Source organism: Cytobacillus oceanisediminis (assembly GCF_003182355.1).
Taxonomy (GTDB): domain Bacteria; phylum Bacillota; class Bacilli; order Bacillales; family Cytobacillaceae; genus Cytobacillus; species Cytobacillus oceanisediminis_A.
Map to the genome: position 1 here is coordinate 57,407 of NZ_QGTW01000012.1, position 19,780 is coordinate 77,186.

General features: G+C 38.5%; 22 protein-coding genes and 1 pseudogene. 15 read left to right on the plus strand and 8 right to left on the minus strand.

Annotated features, from left to right (window positions below):
* Positions 1–310 precede the first annotated feature (310 nt).
* The 9 genes from acnA (at position 311) to DFO73_RS20100 (ending at position 8,416) form a co-directional block, all read left to right on the plus strand.
* On the plus strand, positions 311–3,019 hold the full coding sequence (gene acnA / locus DFO73_RS20060) for an aconitate hydratase AcnA (RefSeq protein WP_110066475.1): 2,709 nt from the start codon (positions 311–313) through the stop codon (positions 3,017–3,019).
* 29 nt (positions 3,020–3,048) lie between these two features.
* Positions 3,049–3,540, plus strand: coding sequence for a hypothetical protein (locus DFO73_RS20065; RefSeq protein ID WP_258309637.1), 492 nt, complete (start codon positions 3,049–3,051; stop codon positions 3,538–3,540).
* Positions 3,541–3,601: 61 nt separating this feature from the next.
* Positions 3,602–4,120: a peroxiredoxin family protein gene (locus DFO73_RS20070; protein WP_110066476.1), complete on the plus strand. Its 519-nt coding sequence runs from the start codon at positions 3,602–3,604 to the stop codon at positions 4,118–4,120.
* A gap of 284 nt (positions 4,121–4,404) precedes the next feature.
* Positions 4,405–4,536 carry an FbpB family small basic protein gene (locus DFO73_RS20075; RefSeq protein WP_110066477.1) on the plus strand — a complete coding sequence of 44 codons (132 nt, stop codon included), beginning with the start codon at positions 4,405–4,407 and terminating at the stop codon, positions 4,534–4,536.
* Positions 4,537–4,598: 62 nt separating this feature from the next.
* Positions 4,599–4,742, plus strand: a complete 144-nt coding sequence (locus DFO73_RS20080) for an acid-soluble spore protein N (protein ID WP_110066478.1) — start codon at positions 4,599–4,601, stop codon at positions 4,740–4,742.
* Positions 4,743–4,898: 156 nt separating this feature from the next.
* Positions 4,899–5,147, plus strand: coding sequence for a small acid-soluble spore protein Tlp (gene tlp, locus DFO73_RS20085; RefSeq protein ID WP_110066479.1), 249 nt, complete (start codon positions 4,899–4,901; stop codon positions 5,145–5,147).
* Positions 5,148–5,294: 147 nt separating this feature from the next.
* The gene (locus DFO73_RS20090) at positions 5,295–7,613 is read left to right on the plus strand and encodes an AAA family ATPase (RefSeq protein ID WP_110066480.1); all 2,319 of its coding nucleotides are present in this window, start codon (positions 5,295–5,297) and stop codon (positions 7,611–7,613) included.
* Positions 7,614–7,615: 2 nt separating this feature from the next.
* Positions 7,616–8,053 carry an acyl-CoA thioesterase gene (locus DFO73_RS20095; RefSeq protein WP_110066481.1) on the plus strand — a complete coding sequence of 146 codons (438 nt, stop codon included), beginning with the start codon at positions 7,616–7,618 and terminating at the stop codon, positions 8,051–8,053.
* Between the two features lie 36 nt (positions 8,054–8,089).
* On the plus strand, positions 8,090–8,416 hold the full coding sequence (locus tag DFO73_RS20100; RefSeq protein WP_110066482.1) for a hypothetical protein: 327 nt from the start codon (positions 8,090–8,092) through the stop codon (positions 8,414–8,416).
* A 55-nt stretch (positions 8,417–8,471) separates the two neighbouring features.
* Here the strand turns inward: DFO73_RS20100 and DFO73_RS20105 are convergent, their stop codons facing one another.
* Positions 8,472–8,762 carry a HesB/YadR/YfhF family protein gene (locus tag DFO73_RS20105; RefSeq protein ID WP_110066483.1) on the minus strand — a complete coding sequence of 97 codons (291 nt, stop codon included), beginning with the start codon at positions 8,760–8,762 and terminating at the stop codon, positions 8,472–8,474.
* A gap of 129 nt (positions 8,763–8,891) precedes the next feature.
* Here DFO73_RS20105 and DFO73_RS20110 point away from each other — a divergent pair, with 129 nt between their 5' ends.
* Positions 8,892–9,152 (plus strand): hypothetical protein, encoded by a 261-nt coding sequence (locus DFO73_RS20110; protein WP_110066484.1) that lies wholly within the window; start codon positions 8,892–8,894, stop codon positions 9,150–9,152.
* A 45-nt stretch (positions 9,153–9,197) separates the two neighbouring features.
* On the opposite strand, the gene DFO73_RS20115 is transcribed toward DFO73_RS20110, so the two are convergent.
* From DFO73_RS20115 to DFO73_RS20130, 4 genes are all read right to left on the minus strand, one after another.
* Entirely contained in the window at positions 9,198–10,013 is an 816-nt protein-coding gene (locus DFO73_RS20115) for a CPBP family intramembrane glutamic endopeptidase (protein ID WP_181396070.1), read from the minus strand.
* A 72-nt stretch (positions 10,014–10,085) separates the two neighbouring features.
* Positions 10,086–11,246 (minus strand): CapA family protein, encoded by a 1,161-nt coding sequence (locus tag DFO73_RS20120; RefSeq protein ID WP_110066486.1) that lies wholly within the window; start codon positions 11,244–11,246, stop codon positions 10,086–10,088.
* 568 nt (positions 11,247–11,814) lie between these two features.
* Positions 11,815–12,009 carry a hypothetical protein gene (locus DFO73_RS20125; protein ID WP_110066487.1) on the minus strand — a complete coding sequence of 65 codons (195 nt, stop codon included), beginning with the start codon at positions 12,007–12,009 and terminating at the stop codon, positions 11,815–11,817.
* Between the two features lie 101 nt (positions 12,010–12,110).
* A complete protein-coding gene (locus DFO73_RS20130) occupies positions 12,111–13,214 on the minus strand; it encodes a sensor histidine kinase (RefSeq protein WP_110066488.1) in 1,104 nt (367 codons plus the stop codon).
* 265 nt (positions 13,215–13,479) lie between these two features.
* Between DFO73_RS20130 and DFO73_RS20135 the strand changes: the two genes are divergently transcribed.
* Positions 13,480–14,316, plus strand: coding sequence for an STAS domain-containing protein (locus tag DFO73_RS20135; RefSeq protein ID WP_110066489.1), 837 nt, complete (start codon positions 13,480–13,482; stop codon positions 14,314–14,316).
* 48 nt (positions 14,317–14,364) lie between these two features.
* Here DFO73_RS20135 and plsY read toward each other — a convergent pair whose 3' ends face one another.
* A complete protein-coding gene (plsY, locus tag DFO73_RS20140; protein WP_110066490.1) occupies positions 14,365–14,949 on the minus strand; it encodes a glycerol-3-phosphate 1-O-acyltransferase PlsY in 585 nt (194 codons plus the stop codon).
* A 375-nt stretch (positions 14,950–15,324) separates the two neighbouring features.
* On the opposite strand from plsY, the pseudogene rpmE reads away from it, so the two are divergent.
* A pseudogene (rpmE, locus tag DFO73_RS20145) lies at positions 15,325–15,504 on the plus strand (50S ribosomal protein L31); the annotation flags it as partial.
* 5 nt (positions 15,505–15,509) lie between these two features.
* Positions 15,510–15,758 (plus strand): hypothetical protein, encoded by a 249-nt coding sequence (locus DFO73_RS20150; protein WP_110066492.1) that lies wholly within the window; start codon positions 15,510–15,512, stop codon positions 15,756–15,758.
* A gap of 163 nt (positions 15,759–15,921) precedes the next feature.
* Here DFO73_RS20150 and DFO73_RS20155 read toward each other — a convergent pair whose 3' ends face one another.
* On the minus strand, positions 15,922–17,022 hold the full coding sequence (locus DFO73_RS20155) for a metal ABC transporter solute-binding protein, Zn/Mn family (RefSeq protein ID WP_110066493.1): 1,101 nt from the start codon (positions 17,020–17,022) through the stop codon (positions 15,922–15,924).
* Positions 17,019–17,495 carry a Fur family transcriptional regulator gene (locus tag DFO73_RS20160; RefSeq protein ID WP_110066494.1) on the minus strand — a complete coding sequence of 159 codons (477 nt, stop codon included), beginning with the start codon at positions 17,493–17,495 and terminating at the stop codon, positions 17,019–17,021. The genes DFO73_RS20155 and DFO73_RS20160 overlap by 4 nt, the downstream gene beginning before the upstream one ends.
* A 246-nt stretch (positions 17,496–17,741) precedes the next feature.
* On the opposite strand from DFO73_RS20160, the gene DFO73_RS20165 reads away from it, so the two are divergent.
* A complete protein-coding gene (locus DFO73_RS20165; protein ID WP_110066495.1) occupies positions 17,742–18,065 on the plus strand; it encodes a DUF3243 domain-containing protein in 324 nt (107 codons plus the stop codon).
* Positions 18,066–18,205: 140 nt separating this feature from the next.
* On the plus strand, positions 18,206–19,648 hold the full coding sequence (locus DFO73_RS20170) for a phospholipase D family protein (protein ID WP_110066496.1): 1,443 nt from the start codon (positions 18,206–18,208) through the stop codon (positions 19,646–19,648).
* The last annotated feature ends 132 nt before the right edge of the window (positions 19,649–19,780 follow it).

Genomic DNA, 19,780 nt, shown 5'->3' on the forward strand with positions numbered 1-19,780 from the left:
AATTATGATAAAATTCCGATGTAGAGCTAATGTTTTATTATTTTTTCAGCATAATAACCAAGAATGTAAAATTTATGTCACTAAATGAAAAACGCTTTCATTTATCGCTTTTTAACAATTAAAATCGTTAAAATGAAATTTACTATAAGAAAAACTTATCAGAAACAATAACTTTCTTGTTATTTACTTATATAAAAGGTTGTATTAATATAGAAATTGTGAGAAAAGTGAGGATGGATGAAAATTCAAACTTTTCGACAATTACCTATCACTTGGTATATGATGTTTAATGAAAGAGGGGGTAATACATATGGCAAAGAATGATGTGTTCAATTCCCGCAAATCCTTTGAATTGGATGGGAAGCGCTATCATTACTATCACTTAGGTGCTCTGGAAGAATCTGGAGTGGGTAATGTTTCCAAATTGCCGTATTCCATTAAGGTTTTATTGGAATCAGTACTTCGTCAATATGACGGCCGTGTAATTACTAAAGAACATGTTGAAAATCTGGCAAAATGGGGAACTTCAGAAGTTAAAGAGGTCGACGTTCCTTTCAAGCCGTCACGCGTTATTCTGCAAGACTTCACTGGGGTTCCTGCAGTAGTTGACTTGGCTTCACTGCGTAAAGCAATGGCAGACATGGGTGGAGACCCAGATAAAATCAATCCTGAGAAGCCGGTTGATCTTGTTATCGACCACTCTGTACAGGTTGACAAATATGGCACTCCTGATTCGCTTGAAGCGAATATGGAACTTGAATTCGAGCGTAATGCTGAGCGCTACCAGTTCTTAAGCTGGGCTCAAAAAGCATTTGACAACTACCGTGCGGTTCCGCCGGCAACTGGGATCGTTCACCAGGTAAACCTTGAATTCCTGGCAAATGTTGTTCATGCTCTTGAAACTACTGAAGGCGATTTCGAGACTTTCCCTGATACACTTGTGGGTACCGACTCCCATACAACCATGATCAACGGTATCGGCGTTCTTGGATGGGGTGTAGGCGGTATTGAAGCTGAAGCAGGAATGCTTGGACAGCCATCATACTTCCCTGTTCCTGAAGTTGTAGGGGTAAAGCTTACTGGGGAGCTTCCTAACGGAACGACAGCTACCGACCTAGCTTTGAAGGTAACTCAAGTACTTCGCAGTCAGGGAGTAGTTGGCAAGTTCGTAGAGTTCTTCGGTCCTGGTGTTACACAGCTTCCTTTGGCTGACCGTGCAACAATTGCAAACATGGCTCCAGAATACGGTGCTACCTGCGGATTCTTCCCTGTTGATGCGGAAGCGCTTGATTACATGCGCCTGACCGGCCGTCCGGAAGAGCAAATCAAAATTGTTGAAAAATACTGCAAAGAAAATGGAATGTTCTTCGATCCATCTCTAGAGCCAGTATATACAAATGTAGTTGAAATCAATCTTTCCGAAATCGAAGCGAACCTTTCAGGCCCTAAGCGTCCACAGGATTTAATTCCGCTTTCTGCTATGAAAAAGGAATTTAATGATGCTATCACAGCTCCACAAGGCAACCAGGGCTTCGGCTTGGATAAGAAAGAAATAGACAAAGAAATTACTGTTGAATTTGCAAATGGCGATTCAACTAAGATGAAAACGGGTGCTGTTGCGATTGCGGCGATCACTAGCTGTACAAATACTTCAAACCCTTACGTTTTAGTTGGGGCAGGATTAGTTGCAAAAAAGGCAGTCGAACTTGGAATGGAAGTTCCTAAGTTCGTTAAAACTTCTTTGGCTCCAGGGTCAAAAGTTGTTACTGGCTACCTGCGTGATTCAGGACTTCTTCCATACATGGAGCAGCTTGGATTCAACCTTGTAGGTTATGGTTGTACAACATGTATCGGTAACTCTGGTCCATTAAGAGAAGAAATCGAAAAGGCTGTAGCTGAAAGCGACCTTCTCGTAACTTCAGTTCTTTCCGGAAACCGTAACTTTGAAGGCCGTATCCATCCGCTTGTAAAAGCAAACTATCTGGCTTCTCCGCCATTAGTGGTTGCTTATGCTTTGGCAGGAACAGTTGATATCGATCTTCAAAAAGAACCAATCGGCAAGGATAAAAATGGCAATGATGTCTTCTTTAACGATATCTGGCCATCAACTGCTGAAGTAAATAAAGTTGTTAAACAGACTGTTACACCTGAATTGTTCCGTAAAGAATATGAGCATGTGTTTGATGACAACGCTCGCTGGAATCAAATTCAAACTAGCAATGAGCCTTTATATTCATTTGATGATAATTCAACATATATCCAGAACCCTCCGTTCTTTGAAGGCTTAACTCCTAATGCTGATGAAGTTAAACCTTTATCAGGATTGCGTGTTGTCGGCAAGTTCGGTGATTCCGTAACAACTGACCATATTTCTCCGGCAGGTGCGATCGGGAAAGATACACCAGCAGGAAAATATCTTCGCGAGAACGGTGTTGAACCACGCGACTTCAACTCTTATGGATCCCGCCGTGGAAACCATGAAGTTATGATGCGCGGTACATTTGCAAACATCCGTATCCGGAACCAAATTGCTCCTGGCACAGAAGGCGGATTTACTACGTACTGGCCTACTGGCGAAGTAACTTCTATCTATGATGCTTGCATGAAGTACAAAGAAGATGGAACAGGTCTTGTGGTTCTTGCCGGCAAAGACTATGGAATGGGATCTTCCCGTGACTGGGCTGCAAAAGGTACGAACTTACTAGGAATTAAGACAGTTATTGCCGAAAGCTATGAGCGTATTCATCGTTCAAACCTTGTTTTAATGGGCGTACTTCCGCTTCAGTTCAAGGAAGGCGAGAGTGCAGAGGTTCTTGGCTTAACTGGTAAAGAAACAATCGATGTACAAATCGATGAAAATGTAAGACCACGTGACTTTGTAAAAGTTACAGCTACAGATGAAGACGGCAACAAGACTACATTTGAAGCTCTTGTACGATTCGATTCTGAAGTTGAAATCGATTACTACCGTCACGGCGGAATCCTGCAAATGGTTCTTCGAGATAAATTAGCAAACTAAAGGTTTCAAACCGCTATGTGATTCGTCACATGGCGGTTTTTTATTTTACAAAAGATACTGGATTAGGTATTTTAGCTTTAGATGAGTTTATTGGAGGGCTAACATTGGGTGCTTTTTTGCTTGGACCATTATTAATTAAGTATGAATGGGTTCTTATTTTCCTGGCAGGTATTATCTCTTATTTTGTAGTAAGACAGGCTTTGAAAAAAGAAGAGGATTTTAAAAAGGACTTTTTAAATGACATCATCAATGCTGTCTTAATCGGTTTTTTTACATACAAGTTTAGTTCAGTTCTCTTCCAGACAAAAAATATGATAACTAACCCTATTGGAATTTTATATTTTTCCGGGGGAATGAAAGGATTGGTTTTAGGTCTTATTCTGGCCCTTGCCTATGTTGCATGGAGAATTAGAAAGAGCCGTTATAGGGTACAAAGCTGGTTAAGCGGGATTATTTATGGAACTGTCACATTTCTGTTATCTTTTTGGCTGGTCAGAACCTTATTTATTTTACTTTTCTAGGTTACAATACAAACAAGAAAGCAAAAGGCTGTTTAGCCTGTAAGCTGGAGGGAATGTCAGTATGTTCAAGAAGATGATTGCAGCAGCGGTATTGTTTGTATTGGTCACCACAGTTCTTGTTCAGGCAGTTGAGAAAGATGAAGAAAAGACAGAACCAGTGAATCAAACGGGGCTGGGAATAGGCTTAAAGGCGCCTGATTTTGAATTGGAAAATCTTCAGGGTGAAACGGTGAAGCTCTCGGATTATGAAGGAAAGAAGGTTATGCTGAATTTTTGGGCAACCTGGTGCCCTCCTTGCAAAGCTGAGATGCCGGATATCCAAAAGTTCTATACCGAAAAAGGGGATGAAGTTGCCATTTTGGCTGTTAACATTGATCCTCAATATGATGTGGCCGGATTTGCAAAAGAAATGCGTATTAATTTTCCCATTCTGCTTGATGAGGAAGAGAAAGCAGTAAAAGCCTATCAAATCTTAACGATTCCTACGACGTTTTTTATCGATGAAAAAGGGATCATCAGGAATAAATACTTAAGTGCCGTGCCTTTAGAAATAATGAGGCAGTATATTGATGAAATGTAACATGAAAGCATCTGCTGAAAGGCAGATGTTTTTTTATTTGAGAAGATTAATACTGAAACAAGTTCAGTTGTCTATTTGTTTGAATGACATTAAACGGGTTAAAGTAAAGACTGACCAATTTTTATTTATCTGAATCTTTTGTTAATTTGTTAAAATTTTGAATCAAATGAACTTTTTTCACATATGATGAATTAGCGGATTAAATTTTCAAAAAGTTGTAATAATTTAAACGGTTTTTGGACATAATGACTGTTACAATACTGTTTAAAGGAAGGTGAATGTTCATGAGAAAACCGAGAAAACGCTCCTTTGCGGAATTAGTATTAGAAAATAAGCGTCAATTACTTAGGGATCAAGATGCAATGGATAAAATTGAAGAACGCCTTGAAAAAAAGCGTCTCGATAAAGCTGAATAGCAGTACTTCCCATTCATGAAACCCTCTTCATCTGACCATACTTTAAATGAGGAGGGATTTTGATGGGCAACCCGAAAAAAAACCGAGAGCATTTTGCTCCAAATCATATTGGTACACAATCGCGCGGATTTGGCGGCAATAAAGGCAAGAAAATGCAGGATAAATCCGGTCAGCATGCACAAGTTATACAAACAAAAGGTGAATAATATACAGGTTATATGCCTGCCGCTTCCCCCTGCGGCGGGTTTTCTATTTTAATCAAATTCTCTAAAGGCAAGATACCCACACTTTTCCGCCGATAATTTATCTGCTCTTTCACAAACTAATTTTGTACCATCACTCATCTAAGGGAGGAACTTACCATGGCACATAACAAACCAAATCCCGATGACCGCAGCGATAATGTAGAAAAGCTTCAATCCATGATCGTCCATACAATTGAAAACATGGACGAAGCGGAGGAGTCAATGGAGTTTGCAAATGCCGAGGAGCTTGCCCGAATCGAAGCCAAAAATGAGCGACGCCGCGAAAGTATTGATTCATTCCGCTCTGAGATAAAAGATGAATACCAGGCACAGCAAAACGGATACAAAAACGAAAATAACTATTAATAAAAAATCTTCCGAAAAAACCTGATCAAATTTTGATTAGGTTTTTTCCTATAGGTAGCATCGATATTAGTAAGTGCTCATCCTTATAGAATATAGAAGAAATATGGTAAGATAAGTTGTGGAAACTAAGAAGAGAAGTGATGAATAGTGGCACAACAGTATAGACAGCAAAAAACAGCCGATGAGCAGGTTCAGGAATGGAAAAATGAACTTGATTATAAAGGATACATACAGAATGAAGCAGATTTGCTTTATTTTATTAAAAACTTGAATGAAGAGAAAGAGCCTAAGCTCCTTTCTGAATTATTAACATTAGCAGGTCTTTCAAGATGCCATAAATTTACTGACGATAATCTAGGGACTGCGTGGCTTCAAAAGGCAGTTGATCTGGATCCTGAAAATCTTAAGGCTGCTGCCCAATTGGGAAAATCAGAATGGAAAAACAAGTCAAATGTTCTGGAGGGACTGACTTTTCCTCCGATCCGAGAAACGGACAACAGGGCTGCAAAAAAGAAAACGGCAGAACAGTTTATCGAAATCTGCCGCAGTTTTATAAATAAGGCTGATGATGAGCTGGATGATCTCAATAAGAAAATTAAAGCTTATCAGGGTCCTGAGTATCACAAACTTTCTGCAATCCTGGAAAAAGCAATTGAAGAAACAGCTTTGCTCTTAAGGGCTTCAGAAGAATATGAGCAATCCATCTCCGGTGTATTTCATACTTCTACTTACTACACAGATATGAAGAAGCACCTTATGGAGATTAAACAGCTACAGGAAGAATGGAAAGAAGTTTTTGAAGCTGATGAAGATGAAATGGATTCAGAAAAGGATCCACTGGATGAGTTAAATGAAATGGTTGGGTTAAAGACGGTTAAGACCAGGTTCCATGACTTTTACCGTTTCTTAAAATATCAAAATGAACGGAAATCACTTGGTTTTCAGACTAGAGATGAACTTAGCCTTAATATGATATTGACCGGCAATCCGGGAACAGGTAAAACAACGATTGCACGGCTTCTGGCTAAAATTTACCACAGTCTTGGTGTACTGCCGCGTGAAGAGGTAATCGAGGCTGACCGCTCACAGCTAGTGGGAGGATTTGTCGGTCAAACAGAAGAAAATGTCAGGTCTGCAGTTGAAAAAGCAATTGGAGGGGTTCTGTTTATCGATGAAGCCTATAGTTTAAAACGGGAGGGACAGACTGGAAGCGACTACGGGCAAACCGCAATCGATACACTCGTTTCTCTCATGACAGGGAATGAGTACGGAGGCAAATTCGCGGTTATTATGGCCGGCTATCCTGAAGAAATGAGGCAATTTCTGGACAGCAATCCCGGTTTGCGTAGCCGTTTTCCGGAATCAAACTTTATTGCACTGCCTGATTATTCAAATGAGGAGCTTCTCTTGATTGCAGAAAAGCTTGCCGCTGATAATGACTATGTTCTGACAGAAGGTGCAAAAATAGAGCTTGGCAAACGGATTGAAAAAGAGCGGGTGGATGACACGTTTGGCAATGCCCGGACTGTCAGAAATATAGTTTTGGATGCCATTTTTAAAAAAGGATCCCAATCAAAAACCGATCAAAACATCTTGGCATATACACTTCTGGAGAAAGAAGATTTTGAAAGCGAAGATGAGGAACAACAAATGGATCCTCGTGAGCAGCTTGATCAATTAATTGGCCTCGAAACGGTTAAAGCAGAGGTTAAGAATCTTGTTTCTTTTGTAAAAATGCAGCAGATACGTCGCGAGAAAGGACTGCCTGTCGTACCGATTCAACTGCATTCTGTATTTACAGGGAATCCAGGGACGGGTAAAACAACAGTTGCAAAAATATATGCAGAACTGCTGAAGGATTGCGGCTTTCTGAAAAGAGGGCATCTAATGGTTGCTAGCCGGGCAGATTTTGTGGCTGGCTATGTCGGCCAAACAGCGATAAAAACAAAGAAAAAGATAAGAGAAGCTTTAGGCGGCGTTCTCTTTATAGATGAAGCCTACTCGCTATTATCCCAAACTTCAGGTGATTTCGGGAAAGAAGTCATTGATACATTAGTGGATGAAATGACAAAACATAACGAAAACCTTGTCGTTGTATTAGCAGGATATCCAAATGAAATGGAAGGGCTGCTGAATAGCAATCCAGGGTTAAAATCCCGGTTTAAAAAATTCTTTCATTTCAATGATTATTCAACCGGTGAGCTTTTGGAAATCATCGTATCTTACGCTAACCAGTACAAATACAGGCTAACGGAGCGGGCAAAGGATTATCTGGTGACTACCTTATCTGAAATAACGATTAATGGGAACGGCCGTTTTGCTGCAAACCTTGCGGATGAAGCGATCCAGGCACAGGCCATGAGAATTGTTTCAGAACTGAGCATCGATCAAGATCATGAGCAGGTTAGCATACTGGAGAGAGAGGACTTCGAGACAGCTTTAAATAAGATGAGAAAAGGGGACTAGCAATGTTAATATCAACAAAAGAAGTGGAAGTCAGATATGCAGAAACAGACCAGATGGGCGTCGTTTATCATGCGAACTACCTGATTTGGATGGAGCTCGGGCGGACCCAGATCATTAAAGACCTGGGATTCAGTTATGCCGAAATGGAACAGGATGGAATCATCTCTCCAGTTCTGGATATTCAGGCATCCTACAAAAAGCCGCTCCGTTATGGACAAATAGCTACAATTAAGACATGGATTGAAGAATATGACGGCTTCCGTGTCAGCTATGGCTATGAAATTTTTAATGACGGGGGAGAGCTTGCTGTCACTGGCTCTTCGAAGCATGTATGCGTCAAAAAGGATTCCTTCCGCCCGATATCAATCAAAAAGAAGTATCCGGACTGGCACGAAGCATACGAAAAAGCTAAAAAGCAGCCAGAAGAGGCTATAAGATAATTTGGATTGCTGTTTATGTAAAGGATGGAGAATGACATGGCTTTCGGCCTTCGAAAAAAAGAGCTTTGTGAATGGAAAATGAAAATAGACCAGGGAGAAATTGCCTTCCTAACCCATTATTGGATTGATGATCGCTTCCCTGGATGTAAAACAGTCACAAAGGTCGGCTGTTCTGATTTGAAGAAATTGATCGAATGGGGAGAAAAACATGGCCTTAAGCCAGAATGGATCGACCTCCGAAAAGATGGCTACTCACACTTTGATTTAGTCGGTGAAAGGCAAGCAGAAATTTTAAAGAAGGAACAGCTCATGGATCATTTAAAACGATTTAAGGAATTTGGAAATGACGAGGCGACATGCTGAAAAAACATCCTTGATTAAAACAAAAAATAGAAGCAGACCTGGTCTGCTTCCGTCATTACTTATCGTATTTAAATTCAGGTTCCTTCGCTTTTTCATTAAATTCTACGAATAGATCATGATTATCGAAATACCAAAGGTCTTTTTCTTCTATAAAATAAGTGATTCCGTCTTTTTCAGTGTGTACACCTGCATTGTGGGGCTGTTCGTTGGAGACACCCAGTGAAAATCCCTGCTGGACGGTGCTGCAGCCACCGTATCTTGCAAAAAAGCGGACATAGTCACCCTTGTTCAAGAGCATTTCTTCTTGATACCATGCGGCAGCCTGATCGTTAATATGTATTTTCATTTTGAAACTCCTCCTCTTGGGTGATAGTTATATTATAGGCTAGATTTTATTTAAGTGCGAATGATCCAATTTGAAACAGTCAATCCAGGTTTCATTGCCATTTATTAAATTCTTTAAAGAGGTGATAAGATGACTTCCTATCGGTTTTTTAATATTTTGGGTGCCATTTTGTTTGCAGGGATTGCCCTGCAGATGTTTATCCAAACCAGCGGTGCAAAAAAACTAATCGAAGCAGGGAGCTTTATAGCAGTTTCTGCCCTTTTGTATTTTATCCTCGTTTCTGTTTTTCATAAAAATAAAAATCTTTTTGTCCCGTTGATGGCGGTGTTGGTTTTGCTTTCTGTAGGAATGGTTTTTCTGCAGGAAACGATTTTCGGAGGAGCACACTAAGATAAAAAAGGAGTCCTTGCATAGAAAACTGCACGGACTCCTTTTTTATACTGAAAATGGGATGGAGCCGCTAAGGATCATTAATACGTTGATTGCGCTATGCCAAAGTATAGCAGGGATCATGCTGCCCGATTTGACCGTTATGGCTCCATAGAATACTCCTCCTATGGCAAATAAGAGACATACAGCAAGAGAGTAACCAAGCATCAAATGGGAAAATCCAAAAGAAATTCCGGAGAAAATGACAGCGGCTTTTTCTCCTGCTAGGTCTGCCATTCTAGTTAATAAAATTCCCCTCCATAAAACTTCTTCCATAATTGCATTTACAGCTGAAAAGCCAATCAGGAAAACAAAAAAATCATTTCCAAAAGGAATATCAGCTGAAAAAATGGCAGGGGATAAAATAACGCTATTGATAATCAAAGCTATAATCAAAAATCCTTTAATTGAAAGCGAATGAAACCCTCTCCATATAAACGGAAAATAAATTCGGGTTTCCCAGCTAGGTTTTTGCCAATAGTGATTTGCTGACTTATTAAATTTCTTACTAACATATATAATAAGCAGGATAGGTATTATTAACAAAACACGGTTAAGGATCAATAATATATAAGTGTGAAAAGGCAGTTCATCAAGCAGCCTGTCTCCATACAAAAATATTAGATTGCCGGCCAAATAAGCGGCAATGGTCCAGGAAAATACACGCTCTTGCCGGGAAGTAAAAACTAAAAAAAGAATGAGTGCAAAAGTCAGGATAAAAGCAAAAATAAAAAGTTTAAATTGAAAAAGCAGAAGAACAGCCAGAAAAATGCTCAGCTGTAAATAGAGAAAATCTTTTTTCTTCGCATGAGAGACGTCCATCATCATCACCCCTTTTACCTGACTATTATTTCACCATTTTTCTTACATTAAAAAGCGCCAGGTTAAGGCGCTTTAGTCCAGCTTTCCAAGCATATGTTCCTGAATTTCGTTGTACTTGGATTCCGCATTTTTCATTCCATAGCTGCCAGCTTCTTTTAAAGGGACGATTCGATAATTTTTTTGCTGTTTATTGCTCACATAGGTTGGAAAGAAACTTGGATTGGAAAGTTTGATTTTGACGCCCTTTTGGTCAATATATTTAGTTATATGCACTGTTGCCAGGCCGCCAATATCTTTATAATCACGCATTTGGCCTGACAGGAAATTGCCAAGGGAATATACGACGAGGGATTTTCGTCCATCTTTAGCTTCAATCCATTCCATGGGCTGGAGTACATGCGGGTGGTGGCCAAATATAATATCAACACCTTCATCAACAAGATACTTCGCCAGCTCCTTTTGTTCATCCGTAGGCTGAAGCTGGTATTCATTTCCCCAATGCAGGCTCATGACAACGATGTCTGCTTCATTTTTAGCTCGATGAATTTCCTCCTGCATGAAAGGTTTATCAATTAAATTAACAAGATAATCTTTTCCTTTGGGGACAGGAATGCCATTTGTACCATAGGTATATGATAGATAAGCGGCCTTAATGCCGTTTATATTCATGATTTTTAATGTTTGCCGCTCGTTTGCAGACCTGCTTGTTCCCACATGGGGCAATCCAATTTGATCCATATAGTCCAGTGAAGCTTTCAGGCCTTTTTCTCCTTTATCCAGTGAGTGATTATTTGCTGTTGAAACAATATCAATCCCCGCATCAATTAGGGCATCTCCCACTTCCTGTGGACTATTGAACATCGGGTAACTGGAAACACCAATGGCCGTTCCGCCCAAAATTGTTTCTTGATTGGCAAGTAGAAGGTCAGGCTCTCCCAGTATAGGTTTTATATGTTCGAACATTGGCTTGAAGTCGTAGCTGGCTTGTGTTTTTGCGTCATTATACACCCGGTCATGGATGAGAATATCGCCAATGGCCCCCAAAATTGCCTCCTCTGTTAGCTGTTTGCTTAACAAAACAGATTCCCGAGCCTGGAAATGAAATTGAGCGGGTTTTTTGACTGCAGCAGAAGCTTTATTTTCCGTATACATTTTAAAAATCAAAAAGAATGAAAGTAATACTAATGCTGAGCAAAAAAGTGTGGAAAACAATAACGCTTTTTTTATTTTCATAAAGTATTCCCCTTAACGTATAGGCATAAAAATATATGAATAGGCTTAAATTTAATATAATATAAATTTATACATTTTTCCTTATATTTTTAAAATTTAATTTTTTATGGCGGTTTTTGTCGTTTCTTTTACTCAATCAGGGGTAAAAGAAAGAAAAATATCTTAAAAGAGGTGAATCAGATGTTTAAAATGACTGCCAATGCAATTAATGTGATTTCCAATGCCATTGAAAATGAAAAGAAAGACAAGCCTGCGGAACAATTGTATGTCCGGCTTTCAATGGGTATTGGTTGAGGCGGTCCTCAATTAAAGCTGTCTCTGGAAGAGCAGCCGTTAAGTTAAGATAAAGTGCTGGAGATAGAGGGGATCGATGTGCTTATCCATGAGCGTGACTATGTTCATTTTGATAGCACCAAGCTGGAATATGTAGAAGATGTCTTTGGAAGAGGCCGCTTTCAGTTATTAAAAATTTAGCGCTATTAAACATGCCTGTACGATTTAACATAGCGAAAAATGATGAGTTGCGGTTTTCAAACAGCAAAAGCGATGCCGAATGGCATCGCTTCTTTTAATTCATCTCCATTTCTTCAATGAAATCAATCAGTTCATCAAAGCCTTTCAAAACTATTAATGGTAACCCATCACAGTCCATATCAGGACAAAATTCAAAAAGTTCAACTAAGAAATCCACTTTTGGGGATGCTTCGGTGACAGAAGTGGTGAAGATATAGCTTTGCTCTTTTAGCATTTCTGTATTTTTCAATTGACCCACCTTCCACTAAAACAATTCTTGTTCTACTATTAGTTTACTATCTAACAGAAGGGAATTTTTTTTTATCTTTTGACAAATTCACGAACAAAAGTTCATATATTTTTCTTGTTTGAAAATAGTGGAAGCTCGATCTTAAATACTGTTCCATCACCAGGCTGAGAATAGAGGATTATGTTGCCGCCATGTTCCTCTATTATTTTTTTGCAAATCGACAGGCCAATGCCTGTTCCATTTTCTTTTGTTGTATAAAATGGGACAAATAATTGGTCAATAGTCTCCTGTGACATTCCCGAACCGTTATCCTCGACAATTATATAGGCTTTTGCTTTTTTTGTTTCAGCTGATAGTCGGATCCTGGCATCTGACCTGTTAACATTTTGAAGTGCTTCTAATGCGTTTTTTAAAATGTTCACCAATACCTGTTTAATCTGTTTGTTATCACCAAAAACTGAGGGATTGAAATCGCTGGGTTGTATGGAAAGATCAATATTATGGAGATGTGCTTCGCTTTCAAATAATATCGTCATTTCTTTGATAAGTTTATTGAGGGATATTTCCGTTCTCTTCTTCTCCGGCGGCTTAGCGGCATTTAAAAATTCGTAGATAATATCATTCGCACGATTAATCTCTTCTAATGCAATTTCAGCATATTGCTCTTTGCCGATCTCTTTTAAATATGGTTTTAAGAGCTGAATAAAACCTTTTACAGTCGTTAAGGGATTTCTGATCTCATGTGCAATGCCAGCGGCAAGCTGCCCAACGTTGGCCATATAATCAGATGCGAGTGAAGCTTCATGAATTTCTTTTGCTGTTTTTTCAAAGTACTTCTTTTTTTCCAACAGTTGAAGATTAAATTGCAGCAGCTTCTTTTCGACACGATCAGCCGTTTGCTTAAATTCCTGGTCTTCTATTGATAGAGGAAAACAGAATAAATGATGGCGGTTTTCTTCTTCCTCTAACAGATAAATTCGATGAGGCAAATACCTATCACCTAGTTTTAATTTTAATACTGTATATCCATTCCTGTTTAATTCAACTTTAAAGCTGCCAATTTCTTCAGATGCCAAAAAGTTTGTAAATAATAGGCCTGTCCACTTATCATCTTCACTTAAGGAAGCAGACAAAATCTCGTAATTTCCATTTATTAAAAAATAGGGAAAAGGCATTTTTTCCAATAAACTTTTTGTTAAATACATTTCTTAACCACCCTAACTATAAAAGTGTTTTGGCTGAAATTAAAGTTTACAAATATCATTTTGTGGTAAGTAAAAAGTGATTTAACAGCCATAAACTAATGTATGGCGAAAGATATCAGATTATGTTTATTTATGTATAAAAAATAAATAAAAATCGCAGGCCTCAAATTATGTTTGATGATAAGAGACAGGCCTATATAACTAGTATAGTGTTATTGAAAACTCAGAATCAACAAAACGATACGGCTTTGAAGGAGCAAATAGAATGACAGCAAATGAACAACTAAAAAACTATCTTCTTGAAAATAGCGATACGATCACTGAAAAATGGCTATCTGTAAGGCGGGGGGAGGATGACTCATCCATCTATTCCAATCATATGCCGCAAAAAATTGTAAAAGAGCTTATTGATTCCAACCATGAACTTATTAGAGTCATTGCAAATAGTCTTTCCCTAGAGCATGATAAGAACCTGGAAACGTGGAGCAGTGAAGCAGGTGAAAGAAGGGCAAGAATTGACATCGGCCTTACCAGATCCATTTCACAATTTAATGTTTTTCGAGATGTACTCTGGGATTGCCTTGAGCGGTTTTTTCTGGAAAATAAAATGGAGATTGCAGAAGCAATAAAGCTGGGAAGGAAGGTAGATACTACCCTGGATGGAATAATAGAAGGATTTTCTGCATCATATAGTGCTTATACAGTCAAACGAATGCGTTCTCAGCAGGAAATGATTGATGAATTAAGTACACCCATTATAACGATAACAGACGGAGTGGCTGTACTTCCGCTTATTGGTGATATCGATACACACAGGGCAAAAAAACTTATGGAGCACTCCTTAAGGGAAAGCAGCCAGAAGGAGGTTAATTGCTTAATTGTTGATTTATCTGGTGTTTTGGTAGTAGATACGATGGTTGCGCAGGAATTGTTTAAAATCATTGATGCCCTCGAGCTGACAGGGGTTGAAGTGTCTTTAACCGGGATGATGCCCGAGCTGGCACATTCCATCGTCACGTTGGGGATCCGCTTTGATCATGTGAAAATGTACAATAATCTTATGCAGGCTTTAAAAGAGTTTGGCATTGCACGAATGGAATAGTAAAAGCAGCAGAAAAAATTCTGCTGCTTTTTTTGTTTTAGATTTGCTTTAACCGAGCCATTTAATTTTAGGTTCTGTCTTGTTCCTGATCCGCTTTATATTTGCCCTATGTTTATATATGACAAAGAAGCCAAGGATGGATACAACGATAATAAGGGGGACATCCCAAACAATCAGCGCGTAAATAATCGAGGCAACTGCAGCCATGATTGAAGATAATGATACGTACTTCGTTATGTATAGGCTTAAGAAGAAAACTCCCAATATAATCAGGAACATTAAAGGTACATACGCCAAAAGCACGCCGCCTGAAGTTGCGACTGCCTTTCCGCCCCGAAACCCTGCAAAAAGAGGATACATATGCCCAACTACTGCAAAAACTCCGGCCATTAACGGATGCATGTCCGATCCGAAGAAAAAGGGAAGAGCAGCAGCAAGCGTCCCTTTCAAAATGTCAGCTATTGTTACGATCATCCCGGCCTTGACGCCGAGTGTCCGAAATGTATTTGTTCCTCCTAAATTACCGCTTCCATGCTCCCGGATGTCCACTCCATAAAATGCTTTCCCGACAATTAAACCGGAAGGAATGGAGCCAAGTAAATAAGCTAAAATGATAATAATTCCATAAATCATGAAAACTCTCCTTCATACATTCATCGTTACTATATTGTACCATGCAAAATGAAATCTACACCATGTTGATTTGAAAAAGAAGGATTGAAAAATTATTTTAAATTAGAAATCTTTACAAATCAGCGTGTTAAAAGTAATATTGTATTTGTAAATCGTAACAATTTCGATTTATGTTAATTTTTGATATAAATATATTGTACAAAGGGAGGTAGGAAATTTTTTAAATATAGAGGAAGTAGGGGGAACCTTTGAAAAATAGAGTGGTTTTAGCGATACTCTTTTCACTGATCTTCAGGTTATGAATGCCCTTGTTAATACTGTAAGTTATAATATTTCTCCGGCTGAGGTCATGTTTTTTAGAAGAGGGGAGATTGAAATAATTACCCATTAATCAAAGTTGAGGTAAGTTCTGATACTCATCCGTTCTATACAGGAAAGCAAAAATTTGCAGACAAAGGCGGAAGAGTGGACCGGTTATTGGAAAAGGATAAGATGAGGGATAAAAAAATTAAGCACGAATTATTAAAAGGGTTTATCAATTTATTGAAAGTGTAGAAGATATGCTGGCACAGCAATCAGAAACGAAGGAGCATTTTTTAAGCCTGCTTAAAGAGCATTCACCCCACCATCAAGCAGCCAGCCGCTTCAATATGACAATTGAAGAAACAGTTAAGTTGATGCATGAAATTGAAGATGACATAAACAAAAAACTGGAAGAGAAAATAGAAAATTATAGATGGATAGACTATACAGAGATTGTCAAAATAAATCATGCTGAAAATATGAAGTATTATCTGGTTATATCCTAACTATTAAGGCTGAATTCTACTTTAGAAGTCCAGCCTTTAATTTTTTGATTTGATCTAAGTTGTGAAGGAATTCACCCTTTTCTTGTTACGGGCTCATTGATTAAAGGAATATTTAAAAGAAAAAGGAGTAATTATTTCAAACGAAATAATTACTCCTTTTTCTTTAGTTTAAGGCTTTATAAATAGCTTCCAAGTTCTTTTCCATTATACTAAAATAATCATTTCCAATTTTTATATCCTCTTCAGTTACTGCTTCAAGATTGTGCAGAGTCAGAGAATCAGCCCCAATTTCTTTTTGGATCATTTCCGATACTTTTGGTGAAACATTCTGTTCGAAAATTACATAGTGAATATCATGGGCTTTTGATTCTTCAATAATTTTCTCTAGGCCCTTCTGTGAAGGCTCCAGAGTAGGGGATAAACCTGAAATGGCAATTTGTTCAATTCCATAGCGTTCTTCCCAGTATCCATATGCTGCATGGGAGACTAGAATGAACTTCGTTTTAGCATTTTTAACAGTATCAGAATATTTTTTGTCGAGTGCTTCTAAATCATTTTTTAGAAGCAGAAAGTTCTTTTCAAACTCCTCTTCATTTTGAGGCATTTGTTTAATGAGTGCGTTTTTGATATTTTCAGCCAGGTTTGTTGACCGAATAGGATCTAGCCAAACGTGGGGATCTATGTCTCCATGATTGTGGCTATCTTCTCCATGGTCATGTTCCTCTTCGTGAGAAGGTTCTCCCTCGTGACTATGGTCTTCTTCATGATTAGTCTTATCATCCTGACTGTGCTCCTCCTTGTGAGAGACTTCACTGTCGTGGACATGCTCTTCTTCTTGAGTAGCTTCCCCCTCATGCCTGTGTTCTTCATGATCTTGCTTATCTGTCTTTATAAACTCTATGCCTTCAGCAGCTTTTAAGATAGTTACTTTTTCGTTTTTAAGCGTTTCAGCTGCCTTTTCAGCGAATCCCTCAACTCCCGCTCCTGAATATATAAATAGATCAGCTTCTGCGATTTGAGTCATTGTTTTAGTAGTAGGTTCATAGGTATGGGCGTCAATGCCAGGCGGGTATACACTTTTCACTTCAACATATTTGCCGCCAATTTTCTTTGTGAAATCCTCCAAAGGAAAAATAGTTGTAAATACTGTTAGGGTGACTATATCATCTTTACCCGCCACCGTTTCCTTTGATGTGCCGGAACAGCCGGCAACTAAGGAACCAAGGATCAATAAAATGCTTACAAATATAGCCTTTGTTTTCAATTTTTCTCATCTCCTGAATGGTTATTCGATTTTTTTCTTTCTGCTATTTGAATCAGTGCTGAGCTGCATGAGCGGCATGTTCCATAGATCTCAAAGCAGCAATGCTGGATATTTACATTTTCAGCAAGTAAACTTTCGGGAAAACTATATGGAAGGACAATAACTTTGCTGCATTTTTCGCATAAAAAATATGCAATATCCAAATCTCCTGTTAATTGTCCACTCAGGAAATAATGCTTTTCCCCGTGATTGTACCTTACATAAACTAGCTTAAAGCTTTCAAGGATACTTAGGCATCGGTATATCATATCCAAACTGATATCAGGGTAACTTCTCTGCATTAGATTTTTTAGTTTCTGGACCGTGATGAATTTATTCTGATCTTCTAGAAGGGTAATAAGAAGAATGCGCTTTTCATTTAGATGGAAGCCATTCACTTTCAGGGTTTTAAACAAAGTTTGCAAAGAATCCATTTTTTCACCAATTTACAAATAGTAATTATTACGATTTATAGTCTAACCTATTAGTAATTAATTTGTAAATACAATATACTGAAATTATCGTAATTATTACGATTTACATTAAAGGTTTTTAGTTAAATTAAAATTCATTTTAAAAAGTGGAGATGATTTTTTACTGTATTTATTTGTTTGATAAAAATATTTCAGGGTAATTATTAACTGTCACAGCATTCAAACCAGTAAAAGGAGAGATGCAGTATGGAACAAAACATGAATAATACAAATGGACAAGCAGAAAACGTGGAACAAAAGCTTAACAATATGGGAAGTGAAAAGAAGGAAGAAATTCTTTCTAACTTTGATGAATTTAAAGAATATCTAAGCGGAAAAATTTCAATGGGCAAAAAGATGGGCATGGATGAAGAACAATTAGCCAACACAGCTCAAAAAGTGGGAGACTATTTAGCTTCCAAAGAAGAACCTCGTAATCGTGAAGAGAAGCTGCTTCAGGAACTTTGGAAGGCAGGAACTGAAGAGGAGAAACATAAGCTGTCACATATGCTTGTTAAGGTTGTAGGATAAATGGCAACTGGGCCAGTGGAACAGTTTTTAAGGCGGAGGCACAATCTTCCGCCTTTTTATTTTTCTTTGAGAAGCATAAGAGCGTTTACAATGGTCAAAAATGGTCTATATATAGGTATCTGACTTTAGGGGGAGTCTTAGTGCAAAAGGTTCAGGGGTTTATAAAAAGAAAAAGGGTATGGATTCCCATATTGAGCCTGATTCTTATTTTAACAGCAACCATTATCTATCAAAGCAATAAACCATTGCCAAATGGCCTTTCTTTTGAGGGGGACGTTTACCCTGTTGAAGACATTCAATTTCTATATGACCTTACCTATGAAAAGAAAAATGGCAAGAGGGAAAGTGATCAGCAGATATTTCAGCGAATAACTGAAGCGATTGGAGAAGCAGAAGATTTCATTGTGATGGATATGTTTTTATTTAATGGCTACCATGATAGTGACCAGGATTTTCCGGATATTAGCGGCAAGATAATGGACAAAATTATTGCCCAAAAGAAAAAACACCCTGATATGGAGATCACTGTTATTACGGATCGTATAAACAGCAGTTATGGATCTCATAGGGTGCCGGAACTTGAGGAACTTAAAGAGAATGGAGTAAATGTTGTTTTTACTGCACTAATACCTTTAAGGGATTCAAATCCCATCTATTCCGCTTTCTGGCGCGTGTTTCTTCAATGGTTTGGCCAGGGGGGAGAAGGGTGGCTTCCTAATCCACTAGCCAAGAATGCACCTGACGTTACATTCCGCTCTTATCTGGATCTTATGAACATTAAAGCAAATCATCGAAAGGTATTTGTGACCGAAAAAACAGGAATCGTTACATCCGGAAATCCTCATAATGCCAGCGGGTTCCATTCAAATATCGCCTTTGAAGTGAAGGGAACTATTTTGTCTGACCTGGTAAAAACCGAACAGGCTGTTGTGGACTATTCTGCATCCGGCAATCTTCCTTCCGTCAAGTCACGGACAAATGGAAAAAACGGTTCAGTGAAGGCTCAAGTACTGACAGAAGGTAAAATATATAAACATATTGTCAAAGAGATTAATGAAGCTGAACATGGTGAATCCATCTGGCTGGGCATGTTTTATCTAGCAGACCGGGAAGTCGTTAATGCCTTAAAAGATGCCGCTGAACGGGGAGTAAAGGTTAAAATGATTCTCGATCCCAATCAGAACGCATTTGGATCGGAAAAGATTGGCCTTCCGAATATCCCAGTGGCAGCAGAACTGGACAAGCTCGGCCAAGAGAATATTAAGATCCGCTGGTATAACACAGGTTTTGAACAATATCATTCGAAACTTATGTATATAACTGGAAAAGAAAATAGCATTATAATCGCAGGGTCAGCTAATTTTACGAGAAGAAATTTGGATGACCTGAATTTGGAAACAGATTTGAAAATTATCGCTCCTGCCCAATCGGAAGTCATGCAGGATGTGGAGGCATATTTTCATAAGCTATGGGCAAATAAAGGAGCAGTATATACAAATGATTATAAATCGAATGAAAAGCTGCCGACTTTAAAATATATTACCTATAGGCTGCAAAAACTCACTCAATTTACAACCTATTAAGAAATTTTTGCTAAATTGCACTAATATCGAAACTATTCTTATATTTCTTTCGTTATATAAGGGGGCAAGAAATTAGTGCGAACCTGCCAGCCGTTCTATATTTCCTTCCCATTTTCTGAACATTTAGATACG

Excerpts from the sequence above, each read along its gene's own strand:
- acnA (WP_110066475.1), top strand. The coding sequence starts at position 311 with ATGGCAAAGAATGATGTGTTCAATTCCCGCAAATCCTTTGAATTGGAT.
- DFO73_RS20065 (WP_258309637.1), top strand. The coding sequence starts at position 3,049 with ATGGCGGTTTTTTATTTTACAAAAGATACTGGATTAGGTATTTTAGCT.
- DFO73_RS20070 (WP_110066476.1), top strand. The coding sequence starts at position 3,602 with ATGTTCAAGAAGATGATTGCAGCAGCGGTATTGTTTGTATTGGTCACC.
- DFO73_RS20075 (WP_110066477.1), top strand. The coding sequence starts at position 4,405 with ATGAGAAAACCGAGAAAACGCTCCTTTGCGGAATTAGTATTAGAAAAT.
- DFO73_RS20080 (WP_110066478.1), top strand. The coding sequence starts at position 4,599 with ATGGGCAACCCGAAAAAAAACCGAGAGCATTTTGCTCCAAATCATATT.
- tlp (WP_110066479.1), top strand. The coding sequence starts at position 4,899 with ATGGCACATAACAAACCAAATCCCGATGACCGCAGCGATAATGTAGAA.
- DFO73_RS20095 (WP_110066481.1), top strand. The coding sequence starts at position 7,616 with ATGTTAATATCAACAAAAGAAGTGGAAGTCAGATATGCAGAAACAGAC.
- DFO73_RS20100 (WP_110066482.1), top strand. The coding sequence starts at position 8,090 with ATGGCTTTCGGCCTTCGAAAAAAAGAGCTTTGTGAATGGAAAATGAAA.
- DFO73_RS20105 (WP_110066483.1), bottom strand. The coding sequence starts at position 8,762 with ATGAAAATACATATTAACGATCAGGCTGCCGCATGGTATCAAGAAGAA.
- DFO73_RS20110 (WP_110066484.1), top strand. The coding sequence starts at position 8,892 with ATGACTTCCTATCGGTTTTTTAATATTTTGGGTGCCATTTTGTTTGCA.
- DFO73_RS20115 (WP_181396070.1), bottom strand. The coding sequence starts at position 10,013 with ATGGACGTCTCTCATGCGAAGAAAAAAGATTTTCTCTATTTACAGCTG.
- DFO73_RS20120 (WP_110066486.1), bottom strand. The coding sequence starts at position 11,246 with ATGAAAATAAAAAAAGCGTTATTGTTTTCCACACTTTTTTGCTCAGCA.
- DFO73_RS20130 (WP_110066488.1), bottom strand. The coding sequence starts at position 13,214 with ATGTATTTAACAAAAAGTTTATTGGAAAAAATGCCTTTTCCCTATTTT.
- DFO73_RS20135 (WP_110066489.1), top strand. The coding sequence starts at position 13,480 with ATGACAGCAAATGAACAACTAAAAAACTATCTTCTTGAAAATAGCGAT.
- plsY (WP_110066490.1), bottom strand. The coding sequence starts at position 14,949 with ATGATTTATGGAATTATTATCATTTTAGCTTATTTACTTGGCTCCATT.
- DFO73_RS20150 (WP_110066492.1), top strand. The coding sequence starts at position 15,510 with ATGCTGGCACAGCAATCAGAAACGAAGGAGCATTTTTTAAGCCTGCTT.
- DFO73_RS20160 (WP_110066494.1), bottom strand. The coding sequence starts at position 17,495 with ATGGATTCTTTGCAAACTTTGTTTAAAACCCTGAAAGTGAATGGCTTC.
- DFO73_RS20165 (WP_110066495.1), top strand. The coding sequence starts at position 17,742 with ATGGAACAAAACATGAATAATACAAATGGACAAGCAGAAAACGTGGAA.